16 protein-coding genes are annotated in these 13,839 nt (G+C 72.9%); all 16 read right to left on the reverse strand.

Annotated features, from left to right (window positions below):
* Positions 1-38: 38 nt before the first annotated feature.
* Entirely contained in the window at positions 39-980 is a 942-nt protein-coding gene (locus tag Plo01_RS11190; protein ID WP_203890481.1) for a thiopeptide-type bacteriocin biosynthesis protein, read from the reverse strand.
* Positions 981-984: 4 nt separating this feature from the next.
* Positions 985-3,471 carry a lantibiotic dehydratase gene (locus Plo01_RS11195; protein WP_203890482.1) on the reverse strand — a complete coding sequence of 829 codons (2,487 nt, stop codon included), beginning with the start codon at positions 3,469-3,471 and terminating at the stop codon, positions 985-987.
* Entirely contained in the window at positions 3,468-4,538 is a 1,071-nt protein-coding gene (locus Plo01_RS11200; protein ID WP_203890483.1) for a PqqD family peptide modification chaperone, read from the reverse strand. Before Plo01_RS11200 ends, Plo01_RS11195 begins: the two co-directional genes overlap by 4 nt.
* Positions 4,539-4,744: 206 nt before the next feature.
* Positions 4,745-4,930, reverse strand: a complete 186-nt coding sequence (locus tag Plo01_RS11205; RefSeq protein ID WP_203890484.1) for a thiocillin family RiPP — start codon at positions 4,928-4,930, stop codon at positions 4,745-4,747.
* Positions 4,931-5,050: 120 nt separating this feature from the next.
* Entirely contained in the window at positions 5,051-5,236 is a 186-nt protein-coding gene (locus Plo01_RS11210) for a thiocillin family RiPP (RefSeq protein ID WP_203890485.1), read from the reverse strand.
* Positions 5,237-5,254: 18 nt separating this feature from the next.
* On the reverse strand, positions 5,255-5,428 hold the full coding sequence (locus Plo01_RS11215) for a thiocillin family RiPP (RefSeq protein WP_203890486.1): 174 nt from the start codon (positions 5,426-5,428) through the stop codon (positions 5,255-5,257).
* 17 nt (positions 5,429-5,445) lie between these two features.
* On the reverse strand, positions 5,446-5,616 hold the full coding sequence (locus Plo01_RS11220; protein WP_203890487.1) for a thiocillin family RiPP: 171 nt from the start codon (positions 5,614-5,616) through the stop codon (positions 5,446-5,448).
* Between the two features lie 221 nt (positions 5,617-5,837).
* Positions 5,838-6,017: a thiocillin family RiPP gene (locus Plo01_RS11225; RefSeq protein WP_203890488.1), complete on the reverse strand. Its 180-nt coding sequence runs from the start codon at positions 6,015-6,017 to the stop codon at positions 5,838-5,840.
* 62 nt (positions 6,018-6,079) lie between these two features.
* Positions 6,080-6,814, reverse strand: a complete 735-nt coding sequence (locus Plo01_RS11230; protein WP_203890489.1) for a nitroreductase family protein — start codon at positions 6,812-6,814, stop codon at positions 6,080-6,082.
* The gene (locus tag Plo01_RS11235; RefSeq protein WP_203890490.1) at positions 6,811-8,472 is read right to left on the reverse strand and encodes a TOMM precursor leader peptide-binding protein; all 1,662 of its coding nucleotides are present in this window, start codon (positions 8,470-8,472) and stop codon (positions 6,811-6,813) included. The genes Plo01_RS11230 and Plo01_RS11235 overlap by 4 nt, the downstream gene beginning before the upstream one ends.
* Before the next feature lie 8 nt (positions 8,473-8,480).
* A complete protein-coding gene (locus tag Plo01_RS11240) occupies positions 8,481-9,131 on the reverse strand; it encodes a TOMM precursor leader peptide-binding protein (protein ID WP_203890491.1) in 651 nt (216 codons plus the stop codon).
* 16 nt (positions 9,132-9,147) lie between these two features.
* Positions 9,148-10,479, reverse strand: coding sequence for a YcaO-like family protein (locus tag Plo01_RS11245; RefSeq protein ID WP_203890492.1), 1,332 nt, complete (start codon positions 10,477-10,479; stop codon positions 9,148-9,150).
* Positions 10,476-11,270: an ABC transporter permease gene (locus Plo01_RS11250; RefSeq protein WP_203890493.1), complete on the reverse strand. Its 795-nt coding sequence runs from the start codon at positions 11,268-11,270 to the stop codon at positions 10,476-10,478. Before Plo01_RS11250 ends, Plo01_RS11245 begins: the two co-directional genes overlap by 4 nt.
* Entirely contained in the window at positions 11,267-12,250 is a 984-nt protein-coding gene (locus Plo01_RS11255; protein WP_203890494.1) for an ABC transporter ATP-binding protein, read from the reverse strand. The genes Plo01_RS11250 and Plo01_RS11255 overlap by 4 nt, the downstream gene beginning before the upstream one ends.
* 94 nt (positions 12,251-12,344) lie before the next feature.
* Entirely contained in the window at positions 12,345-12,914 is a 570-nt protein-coding gene (locus Plo01_RS11260; RefSeq protein ID WP_203890495.1) for a class F sortase, read from the reverse strand.
* Positions 12,915-12,929: 15 nt separating this feature from the next.
* Positions 12,930-13,586 (reverse strand): hypothetical protein, encoded by a 657-nt coding sequence (locus tag Plo01_RS11265; protein WP_203890496.1) that lies wholly within the window; start codon positions 13,584-13,586, stop codon positions 12,930-12,932.
* Positions 13,587-13,839: the final 253 nt, after the last annotated feature.

Genomic DNA, 13,839 nt, shown 5'->3' on the forward strand with positions numbered 1-13,839 from the left:
TGGTCTCTCCCTTGTCGTGTGATTCGTCATGCGATTCGTCATCCGATGAGCGCCTTCGTCTCCCGGTCGGCCGCGACGATCCCCAGCAGGGCCTCCTCCCTGGGCAGGAAGCCCAGGCGGTTCATCATCATGTGCGACTGGTGGAAGACCAGGTGTTGCGGAGTGAGCCCGACGCGCATCCGCTGGGCCCGTACGAGCGAGTCGTCGATGACCTCGCCCCACCGGCGCAGCCACGGATCCACCGTGCTGTCGGCGAACAGCGAGTCCGTGATGGAGCGCAGGCCGTGCGGATCCTCCTCGGCGCTGCGCCGCAGTTCCGCCTGGAGCTCGGGGGCGTGCCGCGCCAGATCGGCCGTCCACCAGGCCAGATGCCGGTCCCAGTAGCGCTCCCAGCTCACCGCCCGCCTGCGCCGGTCGCCCGGGGGCATCACCGGTTCGGCGCTGAGGTCGCCCGGGCGGCCGTCGATCAGCGCCCGGACGGCCTCCCGGAGCAGGAGGACCGCGAACGCGGCCCGCTCGGGGATCTTGCCGAACCGGGTCGTCGCCCAGATGGCCAGGTCGCTGGAGAACTCGAAGACCCGCTCGGCCAGCTCGACCCCCTGCGGCCCGCCGTACTTGCCGTACTCGGGCTCGTAGAGTCCCGAGGCGAGACCGGTGCCCGAGTCGCCGAGCATGCGGCCCATCGGGATCGACGCCAGCCAGGCCGCGTCGTCGTCCACCGCGGCCACCATGGCGTCGGCGTGGCGCTGGATCCGGGCCAGCGACCGGTGCATCCGGTCGACGGTCTCCCTCGGCCCGAAGACCCGCACCCGCAGGTGAGGCCCGGAGGGGTCGGTGTAGCGGATGAAGAACCAGCGGAACGCGCCGTGCGCCCGCGCCTCGGCGACCAGAGGCGGCAGCACCTCGGTGACCAGCAGGTCGCTGGCGGCGAAGCCGCCCGTGTAGAGCCGGACGAACCACCACTCAGGCGTGTCGAGCATCGGCTCACCCCCCGCCGGGGCGCGGGCGGTCCCAGCGCAGGTAGGACACGTGCTCCACCGCGTGGTGACGCCCGTCCGGGCCGGGCAGCCAGTAGCCGTGCCGTCCCGGCAGGGGCTCGGCCAGCGCCATCGCCACCACGCCGTCGACGGCCAGGCTAGCGACGGCGTGCAGCGAGTGGGGGCTGCGGAAGTCCAGGAGCACGGGCTTGCGCTTGCCGTGCTCCAGCGAGATGCCGGGGGTCTCCAGCGAGACGAAGACCTCCTCCGGGACGCCGAGCCGACGCCGCCACCGGTCGGCGCGGTGGAAGTAGCCGGCCGCGGACTCCCCGCGCTCCGGCCGGGGGAAGTCGGCGGGGCGGACCCGCCAGGTCGCCCTCCTGGTCACGACCCGGCCGAAGCCCTGGCGGGGGACCGTCTCCACCTCGCCGGCGGGTTCGGTGATCCGCTCGGAGGGGCTGCGCGCGCAGGACAGGCCGCTGCCCTGGATCCACGGGTCGCCGATCACCATCAGGTACCGGGCCGGGCCCAGCACCAGGTGCTGCGGCACGACGCCCAGGTAGACCGGGGCCACCGGGCGTCCGTGGGGGTCCAGCAAAGTGAGCGTGCCCGTCGCGGCGTCGTGGACGACGGAGAGCTCGCTGACCGCGATCGCGTCGCCGCCGTCGGCCAGCGGCAGCTCGCTCGGCCAGGTGAGCGCGGGGATCGCGCCGCAGCAGGCGTACTGCAGGCCGTTGACGTCAGCGGAGATCACCAGCTCGCGCGGCTGCGCCTCCGGGAAGTTCCCGCCCGTCCAGGCGCGCAGCCGGTCGGCCAGCCCGTCGGGGCCGTCGAGCACGCCGCGGAAGCGCGCCACCAGGCCGCCGGAGCCGGGATTGAGCTGGTTGACCACCAGCCGGTGGTCACCGCGGCGCAGCGCCTGCTCGGACTCCGCCACGACCTGGTAGGCGACCGCCACGGTGGGCGGCGCCGAACTCGGCCCGACCGGCAGCCAGGCCCGCTCGGTGGCGCGGCCCCGGGTCTGCGCGTCGGCGCGGATGGCCGCGTAGAGCCTCCGGGTGAGATCGGGACTGCCGGAGACCTCCATGCAGAAGCGCAGGGCGTCCGGGCAGCGCCCGCCGGCGCCGTACCGCTCCACGAAGATGTCGACCAGCATGTCGTACATGTGGCTGCGGAAGATCATCGGTCGCATGCGCGCGGCCAGCTCCCGCAGGTCGGCCTCGACGGAATCGCCGAGGGACGGAACGTCCACGATCGCCTCGGCGTCGTCGTAGACGGCGAAGCCGGTGCGGTCCGCGGAGACGCCCAGCCTCTTCAGCTCCGTCCGCGCCCGCTCGGCCATCGCCTCCAGGGTCGTCACCCGCCGCGGGCCGTCCTCGGCGGCCAGCGCCACCGCGTCGGCGTGCAGTCCCCGCAGCAGGTCCGCCATGGCCGCGGCGTACTCGGTGCCGACCCGCCGCACGCTGTCGGCCACGGCGAGCAGCGGGGCGGGGTCCCCGCGCCGCCACGGGGCCACCACCCGCAGCATCCCGGCGTCCAGCAGCCGCTGCAGCGCCGCGAAGGGGTCGGCTCCGCCCAGCCGGATCATGTACTCGGCCGCTCCGGCCCGGCCTATCCCCGCCAGCGACCGCATGATGTCCCGGTACACGGAGACGTCGGTCATCTCGTCGGTGCGCCACGCGAAGGCGTCCCCGATCCGGTAGGCCGACACCAGCGCCCTCGGCTCGCCGTCGATCGTGCGCGCCGCCTCGATCGGTTCGAGGTCGAAGGCGGTGACCAGCCGCTCGTCCCTGACCAGCGCCTGCAGCCAGGCGAAGACGTGGGTCTGGGAGAGGGCGGTGTTGCTCCGCCCGCCGCTGCGCCTGCCGTACAGGGAGATGCCGGTGAAGGTCGAGAAGGGGCTGGTCTTGCGGGCCGCCCGGACCGCGTAGGAGAACACCGAGCGGGAGGTCTTGCTCCCGGGGTGGAAGGCGTCGACGTCGACGTGCTTGATCAGGTCGGCGCTGGCGTGGGCGATCCCGGTCGAGAGCGCGGGCGCCGCGAGCAGGGCCCGCAGGCGCCGCCCGGCCTCGGCCGTCTCCCGCTCGTAGACGCCGGGGAGGCGTTCGAGCAGCCGGGCCCGGGCCAGCGCGGCCGCCGCCCACCGGCGGAACACTCCCGCCCCGTCGGCGGGCAGGGCCTCGGCGATCCGCTCCAGCCCCGCCTCCTCGATGTTCAGGGGCTTGTCGCTGCGGGTGGCCCGCCTGATCTTCAGGACGGTACGACGCAGCCCCGGGTCGTGGTCGAGCAGCGGGACCAGCCCGTAGAGGATGTCGCTGACCTGGTCGGCCACCTCGGCGAGGAACGCGTCGTGCCCGGCGATCTCATCGAGCAGCAGGCCCGTCTCCGTCAGGCCGAGGTCGATCACCTCGACCGGGAGCCCGCACACGCGGTCCACCCGCGGGCCGGAGACCTCCGCGTCCGAGGCCGCGGGGCGGGGGAGGGTCATGGTCATCGGAACAGCCCCCCGACCATGGACCACAGGTTGTTGACGACGAGGACCGCGAGGCCGACCGCGTACAGCAGGCAGAGGGCTCCGAAGGTCAGGTAGCCCGCCCGCTTCCAGGCTCCCAGGCCGTGCATGCTGGAGGGCAGCGGGCTGCGCAGCACCACGTGCGACAGGTAGGCGAACGCCCGGCCCCGCAGGTTGACCGCCCGCACGGCCGCCGCGGCGGCGTGGTAGCCGTCCGAGGGCAGCAGCGGGTTGAGGTTGACGACGGTGAGCAGCGCCTGGAAGACGAGCAGGACGTAGGCGATGTCGCCGACCGTCCCGGGGACCGTGAGGGCGATCACTCCCGTGACGCCGAACCAGATCTGGTCGCTGAAGGGCCCGGCGAGCGCGATCATCACCCGGCCCGCCCTGCTCCTGATCCGGTAGGCGTCGGTCCGGTCGACGTAGGCGACCGGCATGAAGTAGAGCATGAGCCCCACCCCGGCCTCCCGGATCGGGGCCCGCAGGTACTGGCAGGCCAGCGCGTGCGCGGCCTCGTGGAAGATGACCTGGACGATCAGGATCGGCAGCGCCACCCACCACAGCGCCGGGTAGGCGCGGCCTTCGGGGTGGGTCAGCGCGTACCCCCCGATCACGAGACCGGCCAGCACCAGCGCCAGCACGGCGCCGGTCAGCAGCCGCGGGGGGATCCGGCGCAGCAGCGCGGCGACCGGCTCCATGATGTGCTCGATCCGGCCGGTCAGCTTGAGCCTGGGCATGTGCTCGCGCAGTGAGAAGCGCAGGATCCTGGACTTGCGGTCCGGCTCCTTCGGCTCGACGGTGAGCACGCCCGCCTGGCGGAGGTCGCCGAGGAAGACGTCGATGCGCTCGCGCAGGTCCTCGCGGCCGCCGGCGAGCCGGTCGGCGATGGCGGCGCCCGTCCTGCTCCCGTCGAGCAGGCCGAGCATGCGCGCTCCCGCGGGGGTGAGGGCGACGTAGCGCCCGCTGTCCGGGTTGAACAGCAGCGGCCGGTCGTCGATGCCGGTGATGACCTCGACGTCGGGCTTGAGTTGGAGGGGGATGGTGCGCATCCAGTCGGTGTCCGCAGCGACCGTGCCATGCGCTGCGGTTCCGGCGGAGTTATGCTGGGTGGCGGATCGCATAGTGCGCCTTTCTGGTCTTCGCGCCGAGCGTGCTGCCTTCACGCTCGGCGTGTTCGGAGTCGGAGCCGGCCGCCTGCGCCGACAGTGCCGGGACCTGCGACAAGGTCCCGGCACTACGTGTTCCTCGGGTCCGGTCAGTTGCCGGTGCTGGAGAAGGACGACGCCGTGCTGGCCGAGGAGGCCGGGCAGGAGGCGCTGCCGCCGGTGAAGGCGGTGTTGGCCGTGGTGAAGCCGGCCGAGGTGACCTCGCCGAGCTCCTCGGCGCCGACTTCCTCGGCGGCCAGGTCGATGCGGTCGGCGTTCGGGTTCTGGTCGGTCATCTTCCGTGCCTTTCGTCTAGGGAAGTTCTTCGGGGTGTTACGGGGTGCTTCAGGAGTCCTGCGGGAGCCGGACGCCGCGGGAGCGCTGCCTTCGTTCCCGGGGCATCCGGCGGAGCCCGGTCAGTTGCCGCTGGTGGAGAAGGTCGACGCCGTGCTGGCCGAGGATGTCGGGCAGCTGGCGGTGCCGCCGGTGAAGGCGGTGTTGGCGGTGGTGAAACCGGCCGAGGTGACCTCGCCGAGCTCCTCGGCGCCCACCTCCTCGGCCGCCAGGTCGATGCGCTCGGCGTCCGGGTTCTGGTCGGTCATCTGCTGCTCCTGTCCGGTTCAGCCGAAGGACGAGGCGCTGGAGGCGCTGGAGGTGGTGGACGCCGGGCAGGAGGCGGAGCCGGCGCAGCCGGCGCTGCTCCAGGTGCCCAGCAGGTTGGTGTCGGCGAGCTCCTCCACGGAGAGCTCCGCCGGCTCCTCGGCGTAGAGGTCGATGTCCTTGTCGTCAGCCATGTCGTTGCCTTTCTGCTTCAGCCGAGCGAGGAGACGCTCGACGCGCTGGATACGGGGCAGGATGCGGAGCCGGCGGTGCCCACGCTGCTGAGCGCGCCGACCGCGCCGAGCTGGTGAGCCTCGTTGAGCATCTCCGCCTGGAGGTCGGCGGGCTCTTCCGCGTAGAGGTCGATGTTCTTGTCGGTCATGCCGGGTCCTTTCTCTGGGGGTTTCCTGATCTGCCGGGGAGTTGTCGGACGGACATGGCAGAACAGGGTGTTCAGGCCGTGCTCGCCGTGCTCAGGGAGCCCAGCAGCGTCGTCTCGTTGAGCTGGTACAGATAGAGCTCGTCGTCGCCGATCTCCTCGGCGAACAGGTCCATGTCCATTTCCGTCACCTCCTCAGCGGTTCACACGGTCAGCGGGATCCGTCACCCGTAGCTGCTGGCGGTGGTCGCCGAGCTGGCCGAGCTGACCGGGCAGGAGGCGGAGCTGGTCGAGGAGGCGGTGCTGAGGGAGGCCAGGGCGGTGTCGCCGGGGAGGTCCTCCGCCTGCAGCTCGGCCAGGTCCTCCGCGTAGAGGTCGACCGACTCTTCGGGGTGGTGGGCCATGTGGCCGCTCCTTTCTCGTGGTGTTTCTCGGTTTCCCGTACGGCGGGCGCCGCACGGAAGTCTCAGGGGCGCGGGTAGCCGAGGGAGACGGCGAACAGCTGCCGCTGCCGGTAACCGTCCAGGTCCACCAGCGGGCGCAGGCCCGACTGCAGGAAGCCCGCGAAGACGCTTCCCACCAGCCCGTACGCGCTCGCGTGGATCAGGGCCGCGTACGCGAGCCCGGACGCCCTCGCCATCAGCGACCGGTGGCCGTGGGCGCCGTGCCGGGCCAGCGCGGTGGACAACGACCCGGTGACGGCCAGGATGACGGGGCTGGCGGCGTACTCGATCTGCAGGACCATCTCCTCCGCCGCCCGCCCGTCCGCCGCCAGGCCGGCGAGCGGCACCAGCCGGGCCCCGTCCTCGTCGGCCCGGTAGACGGCCTGTCCGAGACCGGCGACGGTGCGGGCGGCGACGAGCACGCCGAGCTCGTGGCCCGCCGCGCAGTCGTCGGGCCAGCCCTCCCGGTCCATCCGGAACGCCGCGGCGAGGCTCGCCGCGATCACCTCGACGGGGACCGCCCTGTCGGCGTAGTCGCGGATCGAGACCCGGTCGGCGAGGATGTCCTCCAGCGGCCGGTCCGCGGGCGGGGCCGCCACCGGGCGCACCGGGGCGAGGTCCGTCCCGGCGCCGCGCGGGCCCACCGGCCGGGCCCGGTCCGTCCGGGGGGACGGTCCCCTCAGCACGTCCTCGGCCGTCAGCCGGGTCTCGTCGCGCAGCCGGGTGAAGATTCCGATGTGGTCGCGCAGGACGGTCACCGTGCCTCCTCCGTCGTCGGGTTGACCGCGAGGACCGCGGTGATCGGTTCGGTGTCGAGGTCGATGGAGAGCAGCGCGGCGAGCGCGGCGTCGTCCCAGCGCGGCACCACGCGGGTGGCGATCCCCCGCTCGGCCGCCACCAGGCGGAGCTGGGCGAGGGCGACGCCGGCGTCGAGGTGCACGACCCGCCAGGCGAAGGTGGAGTACTTGGACGCCACCCGGTTCAGAGCTCCGGTGACCACGATGGTCGCCTCGGCCTCGACCAGCCCGGCGATCGGCTCGTACGGGTCGGCCCAGGTCAGGTCGGCCAGCCGGTGGGTGTCGACGCGGTAGCCGTACACCGCGGGATCGAGGCCGTCGACGTCGCGGGCGATCACGTGGAGCTGCGCCGAGCCGAGGTTGCCCCCGGTCGGGGCCCAGCGCTGGACCTTGTGCGAGCCGCCCGCCCCGTCGTCGCGCAGCCCTCCCGCCCGCCGCAGCAGCGCGCCCAGGGCGGTCACGTCCAGGCGCCGGCCCGCGGCGATCCGCGTGCTCGCCGGGACGGGGCCGGAGCCCTCCCGGTCCGGGGCGTCGGGCAGCGGGACATGGCGCGCAGACGGCCAGCGCTTGCACTCGATCTGGAGCGCGATGTTCCCCGGCCGGTAGTGCACCTGGTGGTCGCGGGGGTTGGTCAGGCTGCGGGGCGGGAAGGCGACCGACTCCTCGTAGGCGAGCGCCGCGGGCGCCTCGGGTTCCGCGGCGCCCCCGTCGCCGCAGTTCGGGCAGCCGGGCAGCCCCGCCACCGGGTAGGAGCGCTGGTGCCAGCCGACCAGGTCGGTCCTGACCAGGCCGTGCAGCGTGTGCGTGGAGCCCACCCTGGACAGGAGCGCGACCGCCTCCGCCGTGACCAGCGCCGCGGTCAGGTCCGCCGCCAGGTCCGGATCCGGCTCCGACGGCTCGGGGACCTCGAGCGCCTCCCCGGCGTCCCGCTGCGCGGCGACGCACTCCACGCAGGCGGTGAAGGAGGTGTCGACGTACGGCCCCAGCCAGGCGACGCCGCCCTCCAGCCGCAGGGGCAGGACCGGCACTCCCGGATCGGCGGGCAGGCCCCCCGCCAGGATCAGCAGGTCCGCTTCCGCGCCCGCGCCGTCCCAGGACGTCACGGCGCCGATCCCGCCGTCCAGGAGCGCCCGCCGTACGGCCGCCGCGAGCCGGGTGTCGGCGACGGCGAGGGCGACCCGTGCGGCGGCGAGCCTGCGGGCCGCCTCTCCCCCGGAGACGTTGACCCGGCTGGAGTCGATGGACCGGCTCAGGAAGACCGCGCTCGGCTCGGGCGTGCCCTCCGGCATCGCCGGGCCCGCGGCGTCCTCCAGCATGCCGCAGGTGTAGAGCAGGGAGACGGCCTGGTGCAGGTGCGCCGGCGGCAGATCCAGGTCGGCGGCGAGTCCGTCGATGTCCCTGCGCCCGTCCAGCTCGGGCAGGAGCCGGGGGATCAGGGTCCGGGCCGCGGCGCCGCGCAGCGCCTGCCGGGTGGGGGTGCCCTCGACGAGCAGCCCGTCGGGCAGGGGCAGGGTCACCAGGCCGGGCACGAGGCGCGGACGGCGGGGCATCCGGAACTGCGGGTCGAAGGCCACCGCGTGGCTCATCGCCTCGGCGGGGATCAGGCTCGGTTTGGCCATCGGTCGTCCTATCCGTGGGTCGGGGCGAGCAGCTCGGGCAGTTCGTCCGCCAGGTCCCGCCACGTCGACTCCCGCTGGTCGGGCGTGGTGCGGCAGCGGCGGCAACCGTGCACGCCGACGACCGTGGACCGGCCCAGGGTGCCGTCCAGCAGGTGGAACTGGCGGACGTGGCCCGCTTCGGCGGCGCCGCCGTCGTCGCAGACCGACTTCACGAGCTGCACGGTGAGCAGGGCGGCCAGCTCGACGTGGTGGGGCAGGTACCCGCCGGGCCCGAGGGCGGGGTCGGCGGTGTAGGCGTCGGCCAGCGTCCCGGTCAGCCGCTGGCCCGGGTCGTGCTGCCGGCGCCGGGCCTGGAAGCAGCGGGCGCAGGCGCCGTGGCCGGGGGCGACGACGGGCCCGACCCTGAGGCGGGGGTGCTCCACGACGACCGGGAACCACGGGGTCCGGTAGGCGCAGGAGGCTCCGTCGAGGGTCTCCTCCAGCCTCGGCGCGGGCCGGAAGGCGGCCAGGGCGCGGACGCGGGCGTTGGGCCACAGCGAGGAGTCGAGGTAGCCGTGCTCGTCGGCCGGGGTGACGGCCACCGAGTCGAGACGCTCGCGCACCCGCTCGGCCACGGCGGCCCCGAAGGCCCCCAGAGTGATCAGGTGAAGCTCGTGCATGGTGTTCGTCCTCCTCTCAGGCGAAGGGCTGGGGAAGCGGGTTGAGGTCGGCCTCGGCGTGCACCGGATAGCCGAGGCGGGCCGGCGCCTCGTAGAGGCGGGGGTGGGCCGTGTAGCGGGCCGTGTGGATGAACGAGAGCGGCATGAGCTGGGGGATGATCACGCGGACCACCCGGAAACCGACGTCCCGGGCCTCGTCCGTGGTCATCTCGACGGCTATCACGTCGCACCCGGCGGACTTGAGCCGGTCCACCAGGAGGCGCAGGTCCCCCGCGGGGGTTCCGGTGGACAGGTCCGGCATGCTCGACAGGGTCCGCCGCTCCCGGCCCTCCGTCAGGAAGCCGAAGTCGCCGATCCGCTCCGGCGCCCCCATGTAGGAGGCTCCGTGGAAGACGTTGAGGAACTCGTCGGGGTCCTCCGGCCGGGGGCGGGGAACCTGCATGGCGATCCTGGACGACGCCGACTCCCGCATGATCTTCCCGACGGAGGTGACCGGGTCCAGCGCCGTGTTGCACATCACCAGCTGGCCCAGGACCTCGTTGTCCGGCGTCAGGTCGATGGAGTAGATCGTCGGGATGCCCAGGTCGGTGGTCGCGTCGTAGAAGCGGGTGCGCACGTGGCTGGCGCCGTACCGCTCCGCGTACGGCGCGAGCCGCTCGGGGATCTCGTCCAGCTCGATGCGCGGCCAGGGGATGCGCTGCAGCCAGGTCAGGGCGATCGAGTCGCGCTCCACCACCTCGCAGATCGCCCCGACGAGCGCCGCGGCGATGTCGGAGTGGGCGGCGCACCCGGTCGAGATCGGCATCGTCAGCCGCTCGGCGGCCGACTTGGCCCTGATGTGCATCCAGACCATCACCGCCGGCACCCAGACCGGCCGGTTCCCGGTGAGCGACCAGCCGCGGGCCCAGCGCATCGGTCCCGCCGGGTCGGGGGCGGTGACCAGGCTCTTGGGGTGGGCCAGCTCCCGGGGCGCGCAGCGCGGGACCGTGGCCAGGTCGAGGGCCTCCTCGCCCAGCTCCTCCGCGGTGGCCCACATCAGGGCCGACTCGTCGAAGACGCAGCTGGAGTAGCGTTCCAGCGCCTCGGCGACGCAGAGCCGGCCGGCCCGCTCGGCGCCGAGGGCGCCGCCGGCCCCGTCCATGCTGCCGCGGATGTCGGCTCCGGCCGCGGACTCGGCGATGTTCGCCGCGACGGCGGTCAGGTCCCCCATCGCGGCGGTGAAGATGGGGAAGCGCGGCTCTCCGGGGTGGTTGGGCAGCTGCTGCACGCGGCTGACCAGGCTGTAGGAACCCACCAGGCGGTCGAGGTCGGCCAGCCGGCCGAGGGAGTCCGTGGTCTCGGCGGTCATCGCTTCTCACCGTCCGTCCAGCTGAAGAGGGTGACGGCCACCGTGGCGGCGACGGCCGCCACTCCCGCCATCACCAGCCAGGCGGTGGTGATCGATCCGCCGGGCACCCCGACCAGGTCCTGGCGGAGCGCGTCGGCGAAGTAGGAGGTGGGCAGGCGTTCCGCGACGGCGCGGACCCCCTCGGGGAGGATCTCCAGCGGCAGGAAGACCCCCGAGAACATCAGCAGCACCGGCATGATCAGCGCCAGCACGCCGTTGGCGAGCTCGGGGTTGCGCATCCTGGCCGCGACCATGTAGCCGAGCGCGAAGAGCATGGCCAGGCCGAGGGCGCAGCTGATCAGGAGCCTGCCGATCGCGGAGGGCTCCAGGAAGCCGGTCGCCAGGGCCGCCGCCGAGAGCGCGGCCAGCTGACCGAGGGCGATGGCGAACCGCACCGGCGCCTGCGCCAGGATGAAGACCGTCCTGTTCAGCGGCGTCGTCCCCAGCATGCGCAGCGTTCCCTTCTGCCGGAGGGAGATCAGCGGGGTCGCCGTGCCGAAGAAGGCCAGGGACATGAAGGCCATCAGCAGGACCGCGGGGATGCCCGACCGGATGGGATCGAAGCCGCCGGGGCCGTCGGCGGGGTTGAGGGTGCCCATGAAGAGGAACAGGGCCATGAAGATGAGCGGGAAGACCAGGACGAAGAAGAAGTTCTTGGGATCCCTGATGAGCTCGCGGGCGTTGGCCTTGGTGAGCTCGGCGAACGCTCCGTACTCCCGGACGCGGGCCGAGGGGGTGGTGAGGGTCGTCATCTGCTCGCTCCGTTCCGCTCGGCGGCGGTGCTCTCGTGGTGCTCGGCGGCCAGCCTGAGGAAGACGTCCTCCAGCTGACCGGTGCGGACCTCGATGTGCCGGGCGGCGAGACCCGCCACCGTGCGGACGACCTCGTCGGTGTCGTCGGTGACGACCGTCACTCTCCGCCCCTCCGTCTTGACGGCCGTCACGCAGTCCAGGGACTCGACCGCGGCCAGGTCGGCGTCGGTTTCGAAGGACACCTCGTGGGCGACGCCGAGCCGGTGGACCAGCTCGCGGGGCGTCCCCAGGCAGACCAGCCGGCCGCCCACGACGATCCCCACCCGATCGCACAGTTCGGTGGCCTCCGTCATGTCGTGCGTGGTGAGGACCACCGTGGTCCCGTCCGCGCGCTCGGCCCTGATCAGATCCCACAGCCGCTGGCGGGCCTGGGGGTCCAGACCGGCCGCGGGCTCGTCGAGGACGAGCACCCGGGGATTGGCGATGACCGCGACCCCGAGGAGGAGCCGGCGGCGCTGGCCCCCGGACAGCGCCTTGGCCTTGACCCCGGCCTGCTCCTCCAGGCCGATCCGCCGGATCGTGTCGGCGACGCCGCGGGGGGCGGCGTGCAGGGAGGCCCACAGGCGCAGCGTCTCCTCGACCGTGAGAGTGGGGAAGAGCGACGCCTCCTGCGGCTGCACGCTGACCCGCCGGACGAACTCCGCCCGGTCGCGCAGGGGGTCGAGGCCGAGGACCTCGATCCTGCCCTCCGTCGGCTCGCGGAGGCCGACGAGGCACTCCACCGTCGTGGTCTTGCCCGCGCCGTTGGGTCCGAGCAGTCCGAAGACCTCTCCGGGAGCGACGTCGAGGCTGAGGCCGTTGACGGCACGATGCCCGCCGTAGACCTTCACCAGGTCGCTGATCTCTATCGCGGGTTTCCGGTCGGGGCTGGCGGGCGACTCCGTGCGCTCGGCACGTTTCCCGTTGTCGAGCATTACCATGCCGTTCTCTCTCACTGCCGTGACCTGCTCTTCGATCTACGGCTGTGAGATTAGGAACAGCTGATTTCTTCTCGGTTTCCTGCCTGTTTTCCGGTCAGGCCCCGCGGGCGGCGGGCTTGACCAGGGTGGCGTAGACGATCACGTTGTCGTCGTATTCGCCCTGGTCCCAGTCGAACCTGCCGCCGCAGGTGATCAATCTGAGGCCGTCCTCCAGGTAGACCTTGTCCGCCGGGAAACGGTCCTTGTCCACCTGCTCGATGGAGTCCACCCGGTACTGGGCCACCTTGCCGTCGCTCCGCACGACCTTGATGACCTGTCCCTCCCGCATGGTCTTGAGCTTGTAGAAGACCGCGGGGGCGGTCTTGGTGTCGACGTGCCCGAGGATCACCGCGGCCCCCTCGTCGCCGGGGACCGCGCTGTCCTTCACCCAGCCGGCGGTGTCCGGCTTCTCGTACGGCGGCAGCTCGACGTCGCCGTCGACGACGCCGAGCTTCATCAGCGGCGCCTTGATGCCCAGCGACGGGATGTCGATGCGGCTGGGCACGACCGCGGCGCGGACGGGAGCCTCGCCCGCGCCGCCCCCGCCCTTGTTGAAGGCGACCAGGACGGCGCCGGTGACGACCCCGGCGACGACGACCCGTGACCAGCGGGAGGATTCGGCCATCGGAGATCAGGACGGTCAGGAACGGCGCCGCCGGACGACCGCGAGACCGACGCCGCCGGCCAGGGCCGCGGCCAGCAGGACCCCGGTCATCCCGGCCGGCATGCCCGAGTCCTCGGGACCGCCGGCCGCGGTGCCGCCGCCGCCGGTGCCCGGTCCCCTGGTGCTGATGGGCGTGCGCGTGGTCGTCGGCCGCGCGGTGGGCGTGCTGTCCACCAGGACGCGCAGGTTGGCCGTGCCGGTGTCGTTGGTCCCGTCACACCTGACGTTGATGACGTACTCGCCCGGCTCGGTGTCGTCGGCGACCGTGGCCTGCCCGCGGACCCAGGGCCGGGGCAGCGGCGTGGCGGTGCCGGGGGGCGCCGGCGAGGCCGTCGCCGGGATGGGGTCGAGCGTGACCGCGGTGAGGAAGGCCTCCGAGGAGGCGGTGCCCCGGTGCTGGGGGCCGCCCTGGGGAATCGGGCAGTTGGCCAGGATCCAGACCCGCTGCCCGGCCCTCAGCCTGTCGGGCTGGAGCTGGACCTCGATGTTGGCGCGCGCGGCGCCCGACCGGGACACGGCCGGGGTGGGCGTTCCCGTGGGATTCGAGTTGGCCTCGGCCGTGCACCCGACCGTTCCGACGAGGACGGTGACCCCGAGGGCCCCGAGAACCGCGACACGCTTGACCCTTGGCACCGTCGTACTCCACTTCGCACTCCGGCCGACGACCCTCGCCCGGCACGACTTCCCACCTGTCCCCATTAAACATGGGCAAACCAGCAAGAGTCGATCATCATCCGTGATGATCTAGACCAAGTGGGACACAGTGTCAGAGTGCCAGGATTTCCCTGTCTACGTGGGTGAATCAGGCAGCATTGAGCGGACTCAGGCGGCACATGAGGACCGGAGGGCACGTCAGGACCACGCGCCGCGGGTCAACGGCCCAGCG

This window comes from Planobispora longispora (assembly GCF_016863135.1).
Taxonomy (GTDB): Bacteria; Actinomycetota; Actinomycetes; order Streptosporangiales; family Streptosporangiaceae; genus Planobispora; species Planobispora longispora.